Origin of the sequence: Paraburkholderia sp. ZP32-5 (assembly GCF_021390495.1) — a bacterium.
Lineage (GTDB): Bacteria > Pseudomonadota > Gammaproteobacteria > Burkholderiales > Burkholderiaceae > Paraburkholderia.
This window is the reverse complement of sequence record NZ_JAJEJP010000001.1, coordinates 1864546-1884422: the sequence shown is the minus strand read 5'-3', so window position 1 is coordinate 1884422 and position 19877 is coordinate 1864546. Positions and strand designations below refer to the sequence as shown.

Annotated in this window: 17 protein-coding genes; 12 read left to right on the top strand and 5 right to left on the bottom strand. The window is 64.8% G+C overall.

The window, feature by feature from the left end; all coding sequences use genetic code 11:
• Positions 1-18: 18 nt before the first annotated feature.
• From moaD to L0U82_RS07950, 5 genes are all read right to left on the bottom strand, one after another.
• The gene (moaD, locus tag L0U82_RS07970; protein WP_233829758.1) at positions 19-276 is read right to left on the bottom strand and encodes a molybdopterin converting factor subunit 1; all 258 of its coding nucleotides are present in this window, start codon (positions 274-276) and stop codon (positions 19-21) included.
• Between the two features lie 33 nt (positions 277-309).
• Positions 310-1569: a molybdopterin molybdotransferase MoeA gene (locus L0U82_RS07965; protein WP_233833178.1), complete on the bottom strand. Its 1260-nt coding sequence runs from the start codon at positions 1567-1569 to the stop codon at positions 310-312.
• A gap of 383 nt (positions 1570-1952) precedes the next feature.
• Positions 1953-3404 (bottom strand): threonine synthase, encoded by a 1452-nt coding sequence (gene thrC / locus L0U82_RS07960; protein ID WP_233829756.1) that lies wholly within the window; start codon positions 3402-3404, stop codon positions 1953-1955.
• A gap of 8 nt (positions 3405-3412) precedes the next feature.
• Positions 3413-4744, bottom strand: coding sequence for a homoserine dehydrogenase (locus L0U82_RS07955; protein WP_233829755.1), 1332 nt, complete (start codon positions 4742-4744; stop codon positions 3413-3415).
• Positions 4745-4850: 106 nt separating this feature from the next.
• Positions 4851-6098 (bottom strand): pyridoxal phosphate-dependent aminotransferase, encoded by a 1248-nt coding sequence (locus L0U82_RS07950; protein ID WP_326489714.1) that lies wholly within the window; start codon positions 6096-6098, stop codon positions 4851-4853.
• Positions 6099-6606: 508 nt separating this feature from the next.
• Between L0U82_RS07950 and L0U82_RS07945 the strand changes: the two genes are divergently transcribed.
• The 12 genes from L0U82_RS07945 to L0U82_RS07890 all read left to right on the top strand — a co-directional run bounded on the left by L0U82_RS07945 (position 6607) and on the right by L0U82_RS07890 (position 19847).
• Positions 6607-6981, top strand: a complete 375-nt coding sequence (locus L0U82_RS07945) for an Mth938-like domain-containing protein (RefSeq protein ID WP_233829749.1) — start codon at positions 6607-6609, stop codon at positions 6979-6981.
• A 118-nt stretch (positions 6982-7099) separates the two neighbouring features.
• Positions 7100-8926 carry an ArnT family glycosyltransferase gene (locus tag L0U82_RS07940; protein ID WP_233829747.1) on the top strand — a complete coding sequence of 609 codons (1827 nt, stop codon included), beginning with the start codon at positions 7100-7102 and terminating at the stop codon, positions 8924-8926.
• A 22-nt stretch (positions 8927-8948) separates the two neighbouring features.
• Positions 8949-9320, top strand: a complete 372-nt coding sequence (locus tag L0U82_RS07935) for an SMR family transporter (protein WP_233829745.1) — start codon at positions 8949-8951, stop codon at positions 9318-9320.
• 172 nt (positions 9321-9492) lie between these two features.
• Positions 9493-10644: a DegT/DnrJ/EryC1/StrS family aminotransferase gene (locus tag L0U82_RS07930; RefSeq protein ID WP_233829738.1), complete on the top strand. Its 1152-nt coding sequence runs from the start codon at positions 9493-9495 to the stop codon at positions 10642-10644.
• Positions 10645-10650: 6 nt separating this feature from the next.
• Positions 10651-11694, top strand: coding sequence for a glycosyltransferase (locus L0U82_RS07925; RefSeq protein ID WP_233829737.1), 1044 nt, complete (start codon positions 10651-10653; stop codon positions 11692-11694).
• Positions 11691-12626: a formyltransferase gene (locus L0U82_RS07920; RefSeq protein WP_233829736.1), complete on the top strand. Its 936-nt coding sequence runs from the start codon at positions 11691-11693 to the stop codon at positions 12624-12626. The genes L0U82_RS07925 and L0U82_RS07920 overlap by 4 nt, the downstream gene beginning before the upstream one ends.
• Positions 12623-13669 (top strand): bifunctional UDP-4-keto-pentose/UDP-xylose synthase, encoded by a 1047-nt coding sequence (locus tag L0U82_RS07915; protein WP_233829735.1) that lies wholly within the window; start codon positions 12623-12625, stop codon positions 13667-13669. Before L0U82_RS07920 ends, L0U82_RS07915 begins: the two co-directional genes overlap by 4 nt.
• Positions 13670-13679: 10 nt before the next feature.
• Positions 13680-14573 (top strand): polysaccharide deacetylase family protein, encoded by an 894-nt coding sequence (locus tag L0U82_RS07910; RefSeq protein WP_233829734.1) that lies wholly within the window; start codon positions 13680-13682, stop codon positions 14571-14573.
• A gap of 156 nt (positions 14574-14729) precedes the next feature.
• Positions 14730-15191, top strand: coding sequence for a peroxiredoxin (locus L0U82_RS07905; protein ID WP_233829733.1), 462 nt, complete (start codon positions 14730-14732; stop codon positions 15189-15191).
• Positions 15192-15546: 355 nt separating this feature from the next.
• Positions 15547-17406, top strand: coding sequence for a PhoH family protein (locus L0U82_RS07900; protein ID WP_233829732.1), 1860 nt, complete (start codon positions 15547-15549; stop codon positions 17404-17406).
• 212 nt (positions 17407-17618) lie between these two features.
• A complete protein-coding gene (locus tag L0U82_RS07895) occupies positions 17619-18866 on the top strand; it encodes a C40 family peptidase (RefSeq protein ID WP_233829728.1) in 1248 nt (415 codons plus the stop codon).
• Between the two features lie 177 nt (positions 18867-19043).
• Entirely contained in the window at positions 19044-19847 is an 804-nt protein-coding gene (locus tag L0U82_RS07890) for an SDR family oxidoreductase (protein ID WP_233829725.1), read from the top strand.
• Positions 19848-19877 lie beyond the last annotated feature (30 nt).

Genomic DNA, 19877 nt, shown 5'->3' with positions numbered 1-19877 from the left:
TGATGGACGCAGTTGCGCTCAACCGCCCGTTACCGGCGGAAAAAACGCGACCTCGCAGCCTTCGGTGATGCGCGTGCCCGCGCCGGTCATCACGTGATTGCAGGCCATGCGCAGCGCGCGGCCTTCGGCGAGCGTTTCGGCCCAGATGCCGCCGCGCACGCGCAGCCACGCGCGCACGTCGCCGACGGTCGCGATGCCGTCGGGGACGTCGACGGTTTCGTCGGACGTGTTCAGCGCTTCGCGCACGCTTGCAAAGTATCGGAGTTCAATCTTCATCGGATGCCGCCGGTCTGCGATGCAGCGCCGGCCTCAGTTCAACAGTTCGGAAAACGGAATGAAGCGCACGGTCTCGCCGGCGCTGATCGCGTGATTCGGCGGATTGTCGATCAGACCGTCGCCCCACACGGTCGAGGTCAGCACCGCCGAACTCTGGTTCGGAAACAGATCGAGGCCGCCGGCCGCGTTCACGCGCGCGCGCAGAAACTCGTTGCGGCGATCGGCCTTGCTCTGCGTGAAATCGGCGCGCAGCGACAGCGCGCGCGGCGCGACCGCTTGCACGCCGGCCAGACGCAGTACGAACGGCCGCACGAACATCAGGAACGTGACGAAGCTCGACACCGGATTGCCGGGCAAGCCGAGGAAAAACGCTTCGGCGGCGGCCGGCGAGCTTGCGGATGCCGCGCCTGCCTCGGTTGCCGGGCCAGCTTCAACGCTGCCACGGCGCACCGCACCGAACGCGAGCGGCTTGCCCGGCTTCATGGCGATCTGCCACATCGACAGACGCCCTTCGGCCTCGACCGCCGGCTTCACGTGATCCTCCTCGCCCACCGACACGCCACCGGAGGTCAGGATCAGGTCATGCGCCTGAGCAGCCTCGCGCAGCGTCGCGCGGGTCGCGTCGAATTGATCGGGGACGATGCCGTAGTCGGTCACTTCGCAGCCGAGATTTTCGAGCAGCCCGCGCAACGTGAAGCGATTCGAGTTGTAGATCGCGCCCGGCTTCAGCGGCTCGCCGGGCATCGTCAGTTCGTCGCCGGTGAAGAACACGGCGACCTTCACGCGGCGGCGCACCTCGAGTTGCGCGCAACCGACCGACGCCGCCAGCCCCAGCGCCTGCGGCGTAAGCCGCGTGCCGGCCGGCAGGATCACCGAGCCCGCGCGAATATCCGCGCCCTGCGCGGTGATCCACTCGCCCGCTTGCGGCCGATGCACGATCGTGACTTCATCGCCGGCTGCCTCGGTTTGCTCCTGCATCACGACCGCGTCGGCGCCGGGCGGCACCGTCGCGCCGGTGAAAATGCGCGCGATGCTGGCGGGCCCGAGCGGCACCGGCGCATGGCCGGCCGGAATGCGTTGCGAAACCGGCAAGCGGTTGCCGTGCGCGAGATCGGCGATACGGACCGCGTAGCCGTCCATCGAACTGGTGTTCATCGGCGGCACGTCGAGCGGTGAAGTCACATCGGCGGACAGCACGCGGTTCAACGCATCGAGCGTCGGAATCGATTCGGTGCCCTCGATCGGGCGCGCGGCGTCGAGCAGGATCGCCAGCGCATCCGCGGTGGCGAGCATCGGAGCACGGGGGGTAGGTGTAGACATCTTGAACTCGAAGCCGCGGGGAAAAAGATATTGTAACGGCCGATGCCCTTGGCCTGCGCGGCCGGGCGCCATGGGGCGTTGTGGCACTGACCGACGCGCGACCGCGAGGAGGCGGCTGGCGTCGTGTGGTGGATATGCTGTGTCGATCGACACGAAGCGATGTGGCGGCGTTGCACATCGCGTGAGCCGTGAAACGGCCCACGCAGATTGGGAGCGTGCGTGGTGACCTGCTGATCTTGCGGATTGGCAAGGCCGAGCTTGCCACCTGGCGAGGCACGTTGTGCTCCGTCCGGTGCCTGGCCAAGGAGGCCCACGCACACGTAGGCGTGGGCCTATTCACCAGCCAATTTACCGGCCTACGCGCCGGTATTAGCCGCGATGAAGTCCTTCACCCGCTGAACATCCGCCGGCACGACCTCGAAGCGTTGCGGCAATGCCTCCAGCCCCGAGAACGCCGCCGGCCGTTCCGGTTCGCGCAGCAGCGCCTCGCGGATCGTCTCGCCAAACTTGATTGGCTGCGCGGTCTCGAGCACGATCATCGGGATGCCCGGCTGCAGATGTTCGCGCGCGACCTTCAGACCATCGGCGGTATGCGTGTCGATCATCGTGTCGTAACGCTCGAACACATCGCGAATCGTGTCCACGCGGGTGTCGTGACTGCTGCGGCCGGACACGAAACCGAACTCCTGAACGCGCGCAAAGTCACCGCTCGCCGCGAGATCGAAACCGCCCTTCTCCTCGACATCGCGGAACAGTTGCAGCACGCGCGCCGGATCGCGGCCGAGCAGATCGAACACGAAGCGCTCGAAGTTCGACGCCTTCGAGATATCCATGCTCGGGCTGCTGGTGTGGTACGTCTCGGCTGCCTTGCGCACGCGGTAGATGCCGGTGCGGAAGAACTCGTCGAGCACGTCGTTTTCGTTCGTTGCGACGACCAGCTTCTCGATCGGCAAACCCATCATGCGCGCGATATGACCCGCACACACGTTGCCGAAGTTGCCTGACGGCACAGTGAACGACACGCGCTCGTCGTTCGACTTCGTCGCGGCAAAGTAGCCCTTGAAGTAGTAGACGACCTGCGCGACGACACGCGCCCAGTTGATCGAATTGACGGTGCCGATCTTGTACTTCGCCTTGAACGCGTGATCGTTCGACACGGCCTTGACGATATCCTGCGCGTCGTCGAACACGCCTTCCACCGCGAGGTTGAAGATGTTCGGGTCCTGCAGGCTGTACATCTGCGCGGTCTGGAACGCGCTCATCTTCTTGTGCGGCGACAGCATGAACACACGGATGCCCTGCTTGCCGCGCATCGCGTATTCGGCCGCGCTGCCGGTGTCGCCCGAGGTCGCGCCAAGAATGTTCAGCGTTTCGCCGTGCTTCGCCAGCGCGTATTCGAACAGGTTGCCGATCAGTTGCATCGCCATGTCCTTGAACGCGAGCGTCGGCCCGTTCGACAGTTCGAGCAGCGCGAGCGGCGCGCCGTTTTCGATGCCGAGCGTTTTCAGCGGCGTGATCTGCGCGGCGCTTTCGTCGTCGCGCACGTTGCAATACGTGGCGGCTGTGTAGGTCTTGCGCGTCAGCTCGCGCAGGTCGTCGGCGGGGATATCGTCGACGAATTTCGACAGCACTTCGAACGCGAGGTCCGCGTACGACAGCGTGCGCCAGCGCGCGAGTTCGTCGGCGCTGACCTGCGGGTATTGCGCGGGCAGATACAGACCGCCGTCTTTCGCGAGACCGCCGAGCAGGATGTCCGAGAAGGAGTGGTGTTCGCCGGCGCCGGCGCCGCGCGTGGAGAGGTAGTTCATAGTTCGGCCTAGTTCAGCGCTTCCATGCGCAGCTTCGTGACTTGCGAGACGACGGTCTTCAGCGCCTCGATCGACTTGATCGCGGCGTTCAACTGCTTTTCGACCGTGACGTGCGTAATCAGGATGATGTCGGTTTCGCCCTTGCCGTTCGCATCGACGCGCTCCGACTCCTTCTGCAGCAGCGCGTCGATCGAGATACCGCTGTCGGCGAGGATGCGCGTGATGTCGGCGAGCACGCCGGTCACGTCGGCGACGCGCAGGCGCAGGTAGTAGCCGCTCGTGACTTCGTCGATCGGCAGGATCGGCGTGTTCGACAGGCTGTCCGGCTGGAACGCCAGATGCGGCACGCGATGCTCGGGGTCGGCCGTGTGCAGGCGCGTCACGTCGACCAGATCGGCGACCACCGCGGAGGCCGTCGGCTCCGCGCCCGCGCCCTTGCCGTAATAGAGCGTCGCGCCGACCGCGTCGCCATGCACGACGACCGCGTTCATCGCGCCTTCCACGTTCGCCAGCAGACGCTTTTCCGGAATCAAGGTGGGATGCACGCGCAGTTCGATGCCTTTATCGGTGCGGCGCGTGATGCCGAGCAGCTTGATGCGATAACCGAGTTCCTCGGCGTATTTGATGTCGATCGCGGCCAGCTTGCTGATGCCTTCGACGTACGCGCGCTCGAACTGCACCGGCACGCCGAACGCGATCGCGCTCATGATCGTCGCTTTGTGCGCGGCGTCGACGCCTTCGATGTCGAAGGTCGGGTCCGCTTCCGCGTAGCCGAGTTCCTGCGCGGCTTTCAGCGCGGTCGCGAAGTCGAGCCCGCGATCACGCATCTCCGACAGGATGTAGTTGGTCGTGCCGTTGATGATGCCGGCGATGTACTGGATGCGGTTCGCGGTCAGACCTTCGCGCAACGCCTTGATGATCGGAATGCCGCCCGCCACCGCCGCCTCGAACGCGACCATCACGCCGTTCGCGCGCGCCGCCTCGAAAATCTCGGTGCCGTGCACCGCGAGCAGCGCCTTGTTGGCCGTGACCACGTGCTTGCCGTTTCTGATCGCGCGCAGCACCAGATCGCGCGCGATGCCGGTGCCGCCGATCATTTCCGCGACGATCGCGATCGACGGATCGTCCACCACCGCGTTGAAGTCATCGGTGAGCGCCACGCCGCCGGCTTCGCCGCCGAGCGCCGCGGTCGCCTTCGCGGGGTTGCGCACGGCAATGCGCGCAATCTCGATGCCGCGGCCCGCGCGGCGTTTGATTTCTTCCTGATTGCGGCGCAGTACCGTGAAGGTGCCGCTGCCTACCGTGCCGAAGCCCAGCAGTCCAACTTTGATCGGTTCCATGCAGCGTGTGTTTCGAGTAGATGATTAAAAAACGGGGGGCGGATGTGGCGCCTCATGTGTCACTCATGTGTCATGATTCGCGCGCCACATCGTACGCGAGGCTGGTTCAGGCTGTGTGACGCTTGCGGTAGCCGTCGAGGAAACGCGCGATCCGGTTGATCGAATCGGCGAGATCGTCGACGTTCGGCAGGAACACGACGCGGAAGTGATCCGGCGCCTTCCAGTTGAAGCCGGTGCCCTGCACGAGCAGCACGCGCTCTTCGAGCAGCAGATCGAGGATGAACTGCTGGTCGTTCTGGATCGGATACACCTTCGGATCGAGGCGCGGGAACATGTAGAGCGCCGCTTCCGGCTTCACGCAGCTCACGCCGGGGATCGCCGTCAGCATGTTGTAGGCAAGCTCGCGCTGCTTGTACAAACGCCCGCTCGGCACGATCAGGTCGTTGATGCTCTGATAGCCGCCGAGCGCGGTCTGGATCGCATACTGGCCGGGCACGTTCGGGCACAGGCGCATCGACGCGAGAATGCCGAGCCCTTCCAGATAGTCTTTCGCGAGCCGGCGGTTTTCGCCGGTCAAGCCCGAAATGGCCATCCAGCCGGCGCGATAGCCGCACGAGCGGTAGCTCTTCGACAGGCTGTTGAAGGTGACCGTCAGCACGTCTTCGGACAGCGAGCCCAGCGCGGTGTGGGTCTTGCCGTCGTAGACGATCTTGTCGTAGACCTCGTCGGCGAAGATCACGAGACCGTGCTGGCGCGCGATGTCGATCAGGCCGAGCAGCAGTTCGTCCGAATACAGCGCGCCGGTCGGGTTGTTCGGGTTGATCACGACGAGCGCGCGCGTATTCGGCGTGATTTTCGCGCGGATGTCGTCGAGATCGGGCATCCAGCTATTCGATTCGTCGCAGATGTAATGCACCGGCGTGCCGCCCGCGAGGCTCACGCCGGCGGTCCACAGCGGGTAGTCGGGCGCCGGCAGCAGTACTTCGTCGCCGTCGTTGCACAGCGCCTGCAGCGCCATCACGATCAGCTCCGACGCGCCGTTGCCGATGTAGATGTCATCGAGCTCGACGCCGGACACGCCCTTTTGCTGCGTGTAGTGCATGATCGCCTTGCGCGCGGCGAACACGCCCTTCGAATCGGAGTAGCCCGACGAACCCGGCAGGTTGAGGATCATGTCCTGAATGATCTCGTCCGGCGCCTCGAAGCCGAACGGCGCGAGATTGCCGATGTTCAGCTTGATGATGCGGTGGCCCTCTTCTTCGAGCCGCTTCGCATGTTCGAGGACGGGCCCGCGAATGTCGTAGCAGACATTCAACAACTTGTTGGATTTGAGAATGGGTTTCACGGCGGGCACTTCATCCTGGTTGATGGCTTGGGGCAAACCTTGGGCAAACACAGCCCGGCTGAGGACGCCGGGCCGCTCGGATTCACCGCTACGGGAAATTCGGACGCGGCAACGCCTGCAATGGCCGCCAGCCGCGAATCGGGTCGATCTCATCGCGCCGCCACTGCCCGTCGGGCCGCTGCGAAGCCCGACGCCAACCACGGGCAAAAAAGCGCGAAAAGGCGAGCAACAAGCGGGCAATAAACGAGCAATAAGCGGGCGATGCCGACACAGGTAGCCGGTGGGCCACGCCGGTGCGCTCCGCGCGGCTTGTGGCGGCGCTTGAGCGAGGGGCGCCGCAAAGCGGCTAAAAAGTTATAATTTAGCGGATTTTGGCCGACTTCCGCAATGCACCAACCGCAACGGCAAGCCTTTTCGGCCCCCTCGTGTATCACGCGCGTCGAACCTCGCGGCCTCGCTCACGTCGAACCAGGCCGGCAACACGCATGATGTCTCACGACGACTTCGGAAAACCAATTTGAAATTACATCAGGATTCCAGCGGCGCGCTGAACACCGTCACCGGCTACGGCGCCGACTACGTCGAAATCAATCTGGAGCGTCACGCGGGCAGCATCCTCGTGCTGCCGCACGCGCCGGTTATTCCCTGGCCCGTCTCGTCTTTCGAACAGCTGAGCCCCGAGCACTTTGCGATGCTGATCGACGCCGCGCCCGAAGTGGTCGTGTTCGGCAGCGGCGAGCGGCTGCGCTTTCCGCATCCGCGCCTGACCGCCGCGCTCGCGGCGAAGCGCATCGGCGTCGAAACGATGGACTTCAAGGCGGCCTGCCGCACCTACAACATTCTGATGGCCGAGGGCCGCAGGGTCGCGGCCGCGCTGCTGATCGAAGCCTGAGCGTGCCGGCGCACGGCGCCGGGGCATTGCGCGCGAACCCGCGCTGGCCGCCGGTTCGCGCGCACGGCCCAGAACGCCGCGCCGTGCGCGCCGTGTCAATAACAAAAGGTTGAAATTCATGAACGATACGCCGTCGAGGCTACCGCTCAACCGCACCGCGATCCTGCTGCTGGTGCTGGTGCTTGCCCTGATCTGGTTCGTGCCGCTCGGCTGGCGCCATCTGCTGCCGAGCGACGAGGGCCGCTACGCCGAAATGGCGCGTGAAATGCTGGTCACCGGCGACTGGATCACGCCGCGCTACAACGCCTACAAGTATTTCGAGAAGCCGCCGCTGCAAACCTGGGCGAATGCGCTGACGTTCGCGTGGTTCGGCATCGGCGAGTGGCAGGCGCGGCTCTACACCGCGCTGACGGGCTTCGCCGGCGTGCTGCTGGTCGGCTTCACCGGCGCGCGCGTGTTCAACACGGCAACCGGCGTTTTCGCGGCGCTGGTGCTCGGCTGCTCGCCGTACTGGAGCCTGATGGGCCACTTCAATACGCTCGACATGGGCCTGTCGTTCTGGATGACGCTCACGCTGTGCGCGCTGCTGCTCGCGCAGCGCCCGAACCTGCGCCCGCCGTGCGTGCGCGGCTGGATGTGGCTGTGCTGGGCGTCGATGGCGCTGGCGGTGCTGTCCAAGGGTCTGATCGGCGTGATCCTGCCGGGTGCCGTGCTGGTGCTCTATACGCTGATCGCGCGCGACTGGGCGCTGTGGAAGCGCCTGCATCTGGTCAGCGGGCTGATCGTCTTTTTCGCGATCGTGACGCCGTGGTTCGTGCTCGTGCAGCAGCGCAATCCGGAATTCCTGAACTTCTTCTTCATCGTCCAGCAGTTCAAACGCTATCTGACGCCCGAGCAGAACCGGCCCGGCGCGTTCTACTACTTCGTGCCGGTGCTGCTGGTCGGCTTCCTGCCGTGGCTGTCGGTGAGCGTGCAGAGCGTGCGCCACGCGTGGCGCACGCCGCGCCAGCCGAACGGCTTCGCGCCGGTCACGCTGATGCTGACGTGGATCGTCTTCATCTTCCTGTTCTTCAGCGCTTCGCATTCGAAGCTGCTCTCCTACACGCTGCCGATCGCGCCGCCGATCGCGATGCTGATCGGCCTCTACCTGCCGCTCGTCACGCGCGACCAGCTGCGCCGCCATCTGGCCGGCTATGCGCTCTTTTTCGTGGTCGCCGCGTTCGCGGCACTGTTCCTGCCGCGCCTCGGCACCGCGCGCAATCCGACCGAGCTGTACGTCGCGTTCCGCGTCTGGGTGCTCGCCGCGCTCGCCGTCGCGTTCGTGCTGACGCTCGTCGCGCTGTGGCTGAACCGCCGCGGCCAGAGCGGCGCCACGAGCAACGGCGGGATCGGCCTCGGCGCCATCGCCGCATTCGGCGCGGGCTGGCTGCTGCTGGGTACGATCGCCGGCACTGGGCACGATGTGTTTGGCCGGCTGAGCTCCGGCGCGCCGCTCGCACCGGCGATCCGCGCGCAGCTCGCGAAACTGCCGCCCGACACGCCGTTCTACTCGGTCGGCGTGCTCGACCATACGCTGCCGTTCTATATCGGCCACACGATGATCATGGTCGAACACCCGGACGAGCTTGCATTCGGCGTCTCCGTCGAACCGCAGAAATGGGTGCCGACCGTCGATGCGTGGATCGCGCGCTGGAAGGCCGAGCGTTACGCGCTCGCGCTGATCCCGCCGCCGACCTACGAGCGCCTCGTCAAGGAAGGCCTGCCGATGCAGGTGGTCGCGCGCGATTCGCGCCGCGTGGTGGTGATGAAGCCACTGCCGGCCGCCGGCGAAGCCGCTCCGGCGGACGCGCCAGCGGCGTCCGCAGCGCCGGCCACGGCTGCGTCGGCGGCCACGCCCGCGCCATCCGACACAGCCGCCTCCGTGGCGGCAAAACCACAACAATGACCTCCCCGTACCGGAACGCCTGATGAACCCGATTTCCCTGTTCTGCATCCTCGCCGGCGTGACGCTGAATGCCGGCGCGCAACTGCTGCTCAAAGCCGGCACGAATGCCGTTGGACACTTCGAATTCACCCGTGCGAACATCCTGCCCATCGGCTTCAAGCTCGCGACCCAGCCGCCGATCATCGGCGGGCTCGCCTGCTACGTGATCAGCGTGGCGGTGTGGATCATCGGGCTCTCGCGCGTGGATGTGTCGATCGCCTATCCGATGCTCTCGCTCGGCTACGTCGTCAACGCGGTGGCCGCGTGGTATCTGTTCGGCGAAGTGATGTCGGTGCAGAAGCTGGTCGGCATCGCCATCATCCTGGTTGGCGTGGTCGTGCTCGCGCGCAGCTAACGCACCGCCGCAGGAACCCCGGCGGCGCGCCAGCCGCCTAAGCCTGACGTAAGTTTGTTCGCGTTATGCTCCAAGGTTGCGCCTTTTCCGGCCGCGGTCTTGGGTTTGCGCGTAGTTTGTGGTTTACTTCGCGCCCGTCGGGCTGCGCCCCTTTCAATCGAGCGATGCATTCATGAGCCAGTCAACAGTCCCGTTTTTGCCGTTTGTCAAACCCGAGATCGACGAAGAAACGATTCAGGGCGTCGCCGACGTACTGCGTTCCGGCTGGATCACCACCGGTCCGCAGAACCAGAAGTTCGAGGCGGCGCTGTCGGAGTTCTGCGGCGGCCGTCCGGTGCGCACGTTCAATTCCGGCACCGCGACGCTCGAAATCGGGCTGCGCATCGCCGGTGTCGGTCCCGGCGACGAAGTGATCACGACGCCGGCCACCTGGGTATCGACCAGCAACGTGATTCTCGAAACCGGCGCGACGCCGGTGTTCGCCGACATCGACCCGGTCACCCGCAACATCGACCTCGACCTGCTCGAAAAAGCGATCACGCCGCGCACGAAGGCGCTGATTCCGGTCTATCTGTCCGGCCTGCCGGTCGATATGGACCGTCTGTACGCGATCGCCCGCGCGCACAAGCTGCGCGTGATCGAAGACGCCGCGCAGGCATTCGGCTCAACCTGGAATGGCGAGCGCATCGGCAAGCTCGGCGACATCGTGTCGTTCAGCTTCCACGCCAATAAGAACCTGACCTCGATCGAAGGCGGCGCGCTGGTGCTGAACAACGAGGAAGAAGCGGTGCTCGCGCAGAAGTACCGGCTGCAGGGCATCACGCGCACCGGCTTCGACGGCATGGACTGCGACGTGCTCGGCGGCAAATACAACCTGACCGACGTCGCCGCGCGCGTGGGCCTCGGCCAACTGCCCCATCTCGAGCGTTTCATCGCACAGCGCAGGCGTCTCGCACGTGCGTACTTCGCGGGTTTCGAAGGCGGCGCGGCGGTCAAACTGGGCGTCGGCCTGCCGTTCGCCGATTTCGAAAACAGCAACTGGCACATGTTCCAGATCACGCTGCCGCTGGAAAACCTCACGATCGACCGCGCCGGCTTCATGGGCGAACTGAAGGAGCGCGGCATCGGCTCCGGCGTGCATTACCCGGCGCTGCACCTGTTCTCGCTGTATCGCGCGCGCGGTTTCGAGGAAGGCATGTTCCCGCACGCGGAGCGCTTCGGCGCGACGACGGTCACGCTGCCGCTTTTCACGCTAATGAACGAAGGCGACGTCGAACGCGTGTGCCGCGCGGTCAACGAAATTTGCGACCAATACGGAAAATAAGCCGACATGACTTATTCGGAACATCGAGCCGTCGCACCGGAAGTGTCGATCATCATTCCGGTGTACAACGAGGAGGCCGGACTGGCCGCGCTGTTCGCGCGCCTCTATCCGGCGCTCGACGCGCTCGGCACCCGCTACGAAGTAATCTTCATCAACGACGGCAGCCGCGATAAATCGCCCGCGCTGCTCGCCGAGCAGTTCCGCGCCCGCCCCGACACGACCCGCGTGATCCTGCTGAACGGCAACTACGGCCAGCATATGGCGATTCTCGCGGGCTTCGAGCAATCGCGCGGCGAGATCGTGATCACGCTCGACGCCGATCTGCAGAATCCGCCCGAGGAAATCGGCAAGCTGGTGTCGAAGATGCGCGAGGGCTTCGACTACGTCGGCACGATTCGCATGCAGCGCCAGGACAGCCTGTGGCGCCGCAAGGCATCGCGCGCGATGAACCATCTGCGCGAGCGCATCACGCGCATCAAGATGACCGACCAGGGCTGCATGCTGCGCGCGTATAGCCGCCACATCATCGATACGATCAATCGTTGCGGCGAGATCAACACGTTCATCCCGGCGCTCGCGTACACGTTCGCGCAGAACCCGGTCGAGATCGAGGTCGCGCACGAGGAACGCTTCGCCGGCGAATCGAAGTATTCGCTGTATTCGCTGATCCGCCTGAATTTCGATCTGGTCACCGGCTTTTCGGTGGTGCCGCTGCAGTGGCTGTCGTTCATCGGCGTGATCCTGTCGCTCGGCTCCGCGGCGCTGTTCGTGCTGCTGCTGATTCGCCGCTTCATCATCGGCGCGGAAGTGCAAGGTGTGTTCACGCTGTTCGCTATCACCTTCTTCCTGCTCGGCGTGATCATCTTCGCGCTCGGGCTACTCGGCGAATACATCGGCCGCATCTACCAGCAGGTGCGCGCGCGGCCGCGCTATCTGGTACAGACCATTCTCGAGGAACGCAACGGCACGGCCGTGACCGAAGCGCCGCGCCAGGCGGTCGTGCAAGGCGTGCAGCCGGCGCCGTTCGCCGATCAGGGGCGTCACTCATGAAGCCGCGCGCCGTTGTATTCGCGTATCACAACGTCGGCGTGCGCTGCCTGCAGGTACTGCTCGCGCGCGGCGTCGACGTCGCGCTCGTCGTCACGCATGAGGACAACCCGAGCGAGAACATCTGGTTCGGCAGCGTCGCATCGGTCGCCGCGGAGCACGACATCCCGGTGCTCACGCCGGCCGACCCGAAAAGTCCCGAGCTGCGCGCGGCGGTGAGCGCCGCGCGGCCGGACTTCATCTTTTCGTTCTACTACCGCCACATGCTGCCGGTCGACCTGCTCGCGATTGCCGCACGGGGCGCTTACAACATGCACGGCTCGCTGCTGCCGAAATATCGCGGACGAGTGCCGACCAACTGGGCCGTGCTGCACGGCGAGACCGAAACCGGCGCGACCCTGCACGAAATGGCCGCGAAACCCGACGCGGGCGCGATCATCGCGCAGACGCCGGTGCCGATCCTGCCCGACGACACCGCCGCGCAGGTGTTCGACAAGGTCACGGTGGCCGCCGAGCAGACGCTGTGGCGCGTACTGCCGTCGCTGCTCGCGGGCGAAGCGCCGCATCTGCCGAACGATCTCTCGCACGGTAGCTATTACGGCGGGCGCAAGCCCGAAGACGGCCGCATCGACTGGACGCAATCCGCGCAGCAGGTCTACAACCTGATTCGCGCGGTCGCGCCGCCGTATCCGGGCGCGTTCACCGATATGCACGGCCACCGTTTCATCGTTGCGCGCGCGCGTCTGGCCGCGCCCGGCGCGCTCCGGCCAAATTTGCCGCCGGGCCTGCACGTAAGCGATAATGCCGTTTTCGCAATTTGCGGCGATGGCCGCGCGATCTCCATCCACGAATTACGGCATCAGCACGACGGCGGTGAAACGGCCGTCAGTCCGGCGGAATTCGCCAAGCTCATCCAAACTCCCCGACATTCATGAAAAAAGTCCTGATTCTGGGCGTGAACGGCTTCATCGGCCATCACCTGTCCAAGCGCATTCTCGAAACGACCGACTGGGAAGTATTCGGGATGGACATGCAGACCGAGCGTCTGGGCGACCTCATCAATCATGAGCGGATGCACTTCTTCGAAGGCGACATCACGATCAACAAGGAATGGGTCGAATATCACATCAGAAAGTGCGATGTGATCCTGCCGCTGGTTGCAATCGCGACGCCCGCCACCTATGTGAAGCAGCCGCTGCGCGTGTTCGAACTCGACTTCGAGGCGAACCTGCCGATCGTGCGTTCGGCCGTCAAATACGGCAAGCACCTCGTGTTTCCGTCGACCTCCGAGGTCTACGGCATGTGCACCGACGAGCAGTTCGATCCGGAAGAGTCGCTGCTGTCGTACGGCCCGATCAACAAGCCGCGCTGGATCTACGCGTGCTCGAAGCAGCTGATGGACCGCGTGATCTGGGGCTACGGCATGGAAGGCCTGAACTTCACGCTGTTCCGCCCGTTCAACTGGATCGGCCCCGGTCTCGACTCGATCTACACGCCGAAGGAAGGCAGCTCGCGCGTGGTCACGCAGTTCCTCGGTCATATCGTGCGCGGCGAGAACATCAGCCTCGTCGACGGCGGCGCGCAGAAACGCGCGTTCACCGATATCGACGACGGCATCAGCGCGCTGATGAAGATCATCGAGAACAAGGACGGCATCGCCACCGGCAAGATCTATAACATCGGCAACCCGACCAACAACTTCTCGGTGCGCGAACTCGCGCACAAGATGCTCGCGCTGGCCGGCGAATTCCCGGAATACGCCGAAATGGCCAAGCAGGTGCAACTGGTCGAAACCTCGTCGGGCGCGTACTACGGCAACGGCTACCAGGACGTGCAGAACCGCGTGCCGAAGATCGACAACACGATGCAGGATCTGAAGTGGGCGCCGAAATCCACGTTCGACGAAGCGCTGCGCAAGATCTTCGAAGCGTACCGCGGCCACGTCGCGGAAGCCCGCGCACTCGTCGAACAGCAATAAGGGCTCGTCCTTGGCTCGCATCGTCCTGAAGATCGACGTCGACACGCTGCGCGGTACTCGCGAAGGCGTGCCGAATCTCGCCCGCATCTTCGACCGCTTCAAGGCACGCGCCACGTTCCTGTTCAGTCTCGGGCCGGACCACACCGGCTGGGCGATGCGCCGCGTGCTGCGGCCGGGCTTTCTGAAGAAGGTGTCGCGCACGTCGGTGGTGGAGCATTACGGCGTGAAGCAGCTGATGTACGGCGTGCTGCTGCCCGGACCGGACATCGGCGCGAAGGCCGCCGCCGACATGCGCGCCATCCACGAAGCCGGCTTCGAGTGCGGCATCCATACGTGGGACCACGTGTACTGGCAGGACAACGTTCGCTCGAAAGATCGCGCGTGGACCGTTGCGCAGATGCAGCACAGCCACGCGCGTTTCATCGAGGTATTCGGTGCGCCACCGGTCACGCACGGCGCGGCGGGCTGGCAGATGAACGGCCACGCATTCGAGCAGATCGACGCATGGGGAATGCGCTACGCGTCCGACGGTCGCGGCCACTCGCCGTATCTGCCGGTGGTCGACGGTAAAACGCTGGCCCACGTGCAAATGCCGACCACGCTGCCCACCCTCGACGAAGTGCTTGGCGTCGACGGCGTCGATACGCACAACGTCGCCGCGTGGATGCTCAAACACACCGAAAACAATCCGCACGATCAGGTGTTCACGCTGCACGCGGAACTCGAAGGACAAAAGCTCGCGCCGGTGTTCGAACAACTGCTGGAAGGCTGGCGTGCTCAAGGGCACACGTTTGCGACGATGGGCGATTACTACGCCACGCTAGACCGCGCGGCGCTGCCATCGTACCCTGTTACGTGGGGCGAAATTCCAGGGCGCTCCGGCGAGCTGATCGTCCAGCCCTGAATGGGGCTGGACGCGGTACGAAAACCGGCCAAGCGAGCCGCGCGACGGCCGAACACGAGCCAGCCGCGCGCCGCCCGTCTCCCCGACAACAACAAACCGACAGACAGGCCGGCGCCGCGGCAGCAAGCGCGCCAGCCATAACAACCGGAGAACCACGTGTCCATCGCAGTCGACCAACCCGTCCCCGACTTCACCGCCCCCGCGACCGGCGGCGAGATCACGCTGTCGAAGCTGCGGGGCAAGAAGGTGGTGCTGTATTTCTATCCGAAGGACAACACGCCGGGCTGCACGACCGAAGGTCTGCAATTCCGCGACCTGTATCCGAAGTTCAAAAAGGCGGGCGCGGAAGTGATCGGCGTATCGCGCGACAGCCTGCGCTCGCATGACAATTTCAAGGCCAAGCTCGAACTGCCCTTCCCGCTGATTTCAGATCCGGAAGAAACGCTGTGCTCGCTCTTTAGCGTCATCAAAATGAAGAAAATGTATGGCAAAGAAGTAAGGGGAATCGAACGCTCCACGTTCCTGATCGATGCCGGCGGCGTGCTGCGCCAGGAGTGGCGCGGCGTCAAGGTGCCGGGTCACGTCGACGACATCCTGGAGGCTGTACAAGCGCTTTGATGCGCGTTATATTGGGCCGCAATGAGTGCCTGTCCACCCCAAATTTTTCTCCGCTGCGCCACAGCTGACGGCCGCTTGACCGGATTCACCGGTGCCGTTCGAATCGTGAGGCGCAACGTGAGCATCGCAGTCGAGCCGCTTGCCCCCAATGCCGGGGCGGCGGCTTTTTTAATTGCGCGCGACCGTTCGTTCACAGGGCCGCGCGCTTTAGTCAAGGAGCCTATCGAAGACCAGGCGAACCGGCATCTCTAGACCGAATGCGCGTCTCCTCGCGCAAACTGCGTGCCCCATGAAGGCGCCGGCAGAATGCGACGGGCGGCGCACGATATGTGACCCGATTATTTCGAGGGAAACCATGCCTTTGCCTACTCCCCCCAGCAAGCTCGGCAATCTTTTGTCGCCTGACGAATACAAGGCCAAAGCCGCCACGCCCGCGCGCTCCGCCGCGAAAAAACAGACGCGAGAAGGGGAATCCGCAGAGTCGGCCGACTACGGCCGCGCCAATGTCGCCACACCGATGGCGCACGCCGCTAACGCCGCGACCACGTTGCGTCCCGTGCCGGTTTCAGAGCCTGCCGCAGCCGCGCAAGCAGCCCCTGCGCGCGGCCGCAAGACCCGGCAGACCGCCGCGTTGCTGCAGCCGGTACCGGCCGCTCGTTCGCCATTCGACGCGGATGCGGCTGACGCCGGGCAGCAGGTTCAGCCGGCAGTCGCGCGCGCGCCTTCCGCGAAACAGCCTGCGGCCGACACCGCCGCCGCGCCTGCAGTCGCTGCCACCGGCACCACGCGCAAGAAACGCGGCACGAGCGCCGCGCAGGCCGAGGTGCTGAAGCTGTTCGTGCTCGATACCAACGTGCTGATGCACGACCCGAGCTGCCTGTTCCGTTTCGAGGAGCACGACGTCTATCTGCCGATGATGACGTTGGAAGAACTCGACAACCACAAGAAAGGCATGTCGGAAGTCGCGCGTAACGCGCGCCAGGTGAGCCGCACGCTCGACGCGCTCGTCGCGAACGCCGGCAACATGTCCGACGGCATTTCGCTCGCCCGCCTCGGCAGCCGCGAAGCGTCCGGCCGTCTGTTCTTCCAGACGCGGCTGACCTCGATCGAGCCGGTCGAAGGCCTGCCCGAAGGCAAGGCCGACAACCAGATCCTCGGCGTGGTGCGCGCGTTGCAGCGCGATCGCGCGGATCGCCAGGTCGTGCTGGTGTCGAAAGACATCAACATGCGCATCAAGGCGCATGCGCTCGGCCTGCCCGCTGAAGACTACTTCAACGACCAGGTGCTCGAAGACAGCGATCTGCTGTACACGGGCATTCGCGCGCTGCCGCAGGACTTCTGGACCAAGCACGCGAAGGGCATGGAGAGCTGGCAGGACACCAAGACCGGTACCACGTACTACCGCGTGACCGGTCCGCTGTGCGCGTCGATGCTGGTCAACGAATTCGTCTATCTGGAGCCGCAGAACGGCGAGCCGGCGTTTCACGCGCTGGTGCGCGAGCTGAACGGCAAGACTGCGCTGCTGCAAACGCTGCGCGACTACGGTCATCACAAGAACAACGTGTGGGGCATCACCGCGCGCAACCGCGAGCAGAATTTCGCGTTGAACCTGCTGATGAATCCGGAGATCGACTTCGTCACGCTGCTCGGCCAGGCCGGCACAGGCAAGACGCTCGTCGCGCTCGCGGCCGGACTCGCCCAGGTGCTCGACGACAAGCGCTACAACGAGATCATCGTGACACGCGCGACGGTGCCGGTCGGTGAAGACATCGGCTTTTTGCCGGGCACGGAAGAGGAAAAAATGCAGCCGTGGATGGGTGCATTCGACGACAACCTCGAAGTGCTGCAAAAGACCGACGACGCAGCCGGCGAATGGGGCCGCGCGGCGACGCAGGAGCTGATCCGCTCGCGCCTGAAGATCAAGAGCATGAACTTCATGCGCGGCCGCACGTTCGTCGACAAGTATCTGATCATCGACGAGGCACAGAACCTGACGCCGAAGCAGATGAAGACGCTGGTCACGCGCGCGGGTCCGGGCACCAAGATCATCTGCCTCGGCAATATCGCGCAGATCGATACGCCTTACCTGACCGAAGGCAGCTCGGGCCTGACCTACGTGGTCGACCGCTTCAAGGGCTGGGCGCATAGCGGACACGTGACGCTCGCGCGCGGCGAGCGTTCGCGCCTCGCCGACTACGCGTCGGAAATTCTGTAAGCGTCCGGCGAGTTTCTTTCGCCTTATCGCCATTCAGCCGCGTCCGGGTCGCTCCGGACGCGGCTTTTTTATTGCCCGGCGTTCCGCCCGGGCAACACTTAGCGCGCAAACTTCAAGTAATTTATCAACAATTCTTGCCGCGGCCATGTTCGACGGCTACCATCCCGACATCGCCAGTGAGTAAACGGGCGCTTACCATCCGTGCCGTCTTCATGCGCCGACTCGCCTTTTCGCTGCTGACCCTCCTGCTGCTCGCCGCCTGTGCCGGCGCGCCGCAGACGACTTCGCGCGGGTCCGGCGGCGGCGTCATCGTCGCGAATGGCGCGTATCACGCGCCGCCGCCCGGCTTCCCCCATTTCGTCGATCACAGCGTTGGCCGCGAGGAAATCTCGATCCAGGCGATGAGCCTCGTCGGCGTGCCGTATCGCTGGGGCGGCAATACGCCGGATAGCGGCTTCGACTGCAGCGGCCTCGTGCACTATGTGGTGCTGCGCGCGGCGTCGGTGAATCTGCCGCGTACTACCGCCGACATGAGCGGACGCGGCGAATCGATCGAGCCGGACGAAATCGCGCCCGGCGATCTGATCTTCTTCAATACGACGGGCCGTCCGCATTCGCATGTCGGCATCTATGTGGGCAAGCTGCGCTTCGTCAATGCGCCGTCGACTGGCGGCACCGTGCGGCTCGACTATCTGACCAATCCTTACTGGGCAAAACGCTTCGATGGCATCCGCCGGGTGGCGGCGCCAACTTCGACGCCGGCACCGTTCGATGCGCCGAGCTATCAGGCTGCGGCGCCGCAAACGGAGCGTGAGGGCGTCGTGACGACGGCGGTGCCGGCAGCTTCAGCGGCTTCGGGCTATGCGGGCACGGCGGCGCTATCGGGTACGCCGTCGGCTGTGACGAGGACGGCTACGCCGGCTTATGCGGCAGCAGGGCCATCGCAGGCGACGCGAGTTGAAGCGGCGTCGCCCATGCCGTCGATGACGGCAAGCCAGTCGGAGCTAGCACCGAGCACGACCACCAGCGCCAACCGCGCAACTGGCGCGCAGGCCGACCCATTCGAGCCGCCTCCGCCGCGTATGAGCGCTGCGCAGCTGCAGGCTCGTTCCGCCGGCGCCGTGGCGCCGGCCTTGGTGCCGTCGCAAGCTCAGGCGAATGCTGCGTATGACACCGATACGCCCTCACGGGGACAACCCGAACTGCCGGTGCAACCCACGACAGCCGCTCGCGCCATCTCCCGGCCCGACGCAATCGATGCCGCAGCCGACGCGTTCGAGCCGCCGCCCTCGGCTTCAATCGCCGCTCGTCAGGCGCAGCAAGCTCAACAGGTGCAACAACAACGCGAAGCCGGTGGCGAGGTGCAACTGATGCGTGCATCGACGGCCTCGCATGGCGTCGTCGCGCCGACGCAAACGAACGACGACCCCATCGCCCGCTTCGCGAACGGCAACTACTGACGCGTACGCCGCGCCTCTGCTTATCGGCGCCATCGTCCCTCGCTCTAGCGCGTCGCAGTCGATGCGCGATGTCCGGCCGCCCCGCTCTACCGCAGCTCACAAATAGCCGCCAGCGGCTACCTCGAGCGCGCCGATCTGCTATCGTCATCGATATTCTTCTGACGGCGGGTGGTGACGATGGAACTCGGTTTGAAAGACAAAGTGGTGTTGATCACCGGCGGCAGCAAAGGCATCGGATTCGCCTGCGCGCGCGCATTCGCGCAGGAAGGCGCGAAAGTCGCGATCGTCTCGCGCGACCCCGCTAATCTGGCGCGCGCCTACGAGCAGTTGAAACAGGAAGGACTCCACGTGCATCGGACCCGCGCCGATCTGCACGAACCGCACAGCGCCGCCGATATCGTCGAGGAAGTCAGCGACGCGGTCGGCCCGATCGACGTGCTGATCAACAGCGCCGGCGCCGCGCGCCGCTACGATCCGGAAAAGCTCGACGCCGATGCGTTCCGCGCGACGATGGAAGCAAAGTATTTCCCCTACATCTATCCGCAGCAGGAAGTGCTGCGCCGCATGGCCGAGCGTGCGAAAGCCGGCGGCACCGAGCCCGGCACGATCGTCAATATTATCGGCATGGGCGGCAAGATCGCCACCGACATCCATATCGCGGGCGGTGCAGCCAATGCGGCGCTGATGCTGGCGACCGTCGGCCTCGCGCACTACTACGCCCGCTACGGGATTCGCATCAACGCGATCAATCCGGGTTCGACGCTGACCGAGCGCGTCGAGGAAGCGGTCAAGCTCGAGGCGACGCAGCAAGGCATCGGCAACGAAGAGGCGCTCGCGCGCGGGCAGACGAAGATTCCGCTCGGGCGCTATGCGAAGCCGGAGGAAATCGCCGACGTCGCGCTGTTTCTGGCAAGCCGCCGCGCGAGCTATGTGACGGGCGCGATCATTCCGATGGATGGGGCGAATGCGCCGTTAATCTGAGCGGTGTGTTTTTTGGGGTTGCGCGCGGTG

Excerpts from the sequence above, each read along its gene's own strand:
- moaD (WP_233829758.1), bottom strand. The coding sequence starts at position 276 with ATGAAGATTGAACTCCGATACTTTGCAAGCGTGCGCGAAGCGCTGAAC.
- L0U82_RS07965 (WP_233833178.1), bottom strand. The coding sequence starts at position 1,569 with ATGCTCGCCACCGCGGATGCGCTGGCGATCCTGCTCGACGCCGCGCGC.
- thrC (WP_233829756.1), bottom strand. The coding sequence starts at position 3,404 with ATGAACTACCTCTCCACGCGCGGCGCCGGCGCCGGCGAACACCACTCC.
- L0U82_RS07955 (WP_233829755.1), bottom strand. The coding sequence starts at position 4,744 with ATGGAACCGATCAAAGTTGGACTGCTGGGCTTCGGCACGGTAGGCAGC.
- L0U82_RS07940 (WP_233829747.1), top strand. The coding sequence starts at position 7,100 with ATGAACGATACGCCGTCGAGGCTACCGCTCAACCGCACCGCGATCCTG.
- L0U82_RS07935 (WP_233829745.1), top strand. The coding sequence starts at position 8,949 with ATGAACCCGATTTCCCTGTTCTGCATCCTCGCCGGCGTGACGCTGAAT.
- L0U82_RS07930 (WP_233829738.1), top strand. The coding sequence starts at position 9,493 with ATGAGCCAGTCAACAGTCCCGTTTTTGCCGTTTGTCAAACCCGAGATC.
- L0U82_RS07925 (WP_233829737.1), top strand. The coding sequence starts at position 10,651 with ATGACTTATTCGGAACATCGAGCCGTCGCACCGGAAGTGTCGATCATC.
- L0U82_RS07920 (WP_233829736.1), top strand. The coding sequence starts at position 11,691 with ATGAAGCCGCGCGCCGTTGTATTCGCGTATCACAACGTCGGCGTGCGC.
- L0U82_RS07915 (WP_233829735.1), top strand. The coding sequence starts at position 12,623 with ATGAAAAAAGTCCTGATTCTGGGCGTGAACGGCTTCATCGGCCATCAC.
- L0U82_RS07900 (WP_233829732.1), top strand. The coding sequence starts at position 15,547 with ATGCCTTTGCCTACTCCCCCCAGCAAGCTCGGCAATCTTTTGTCGCCT.
- L0U82_RS07895 (WP_233829728.1), top strand. The coding sequence starts at position 17,619 with ATGCGCCGACTCGCCTTTTCGCTGCTGACCCTCCTGCTGCTCGCCGCC.
- L0U82_RS07890 (WP_233829725.1), top strand. The coding sequence starts at position 19,044 with ATGGAACTCGGTTTGAAAGACAAAGTGGTGTTGATCACCGGCGGCAGC.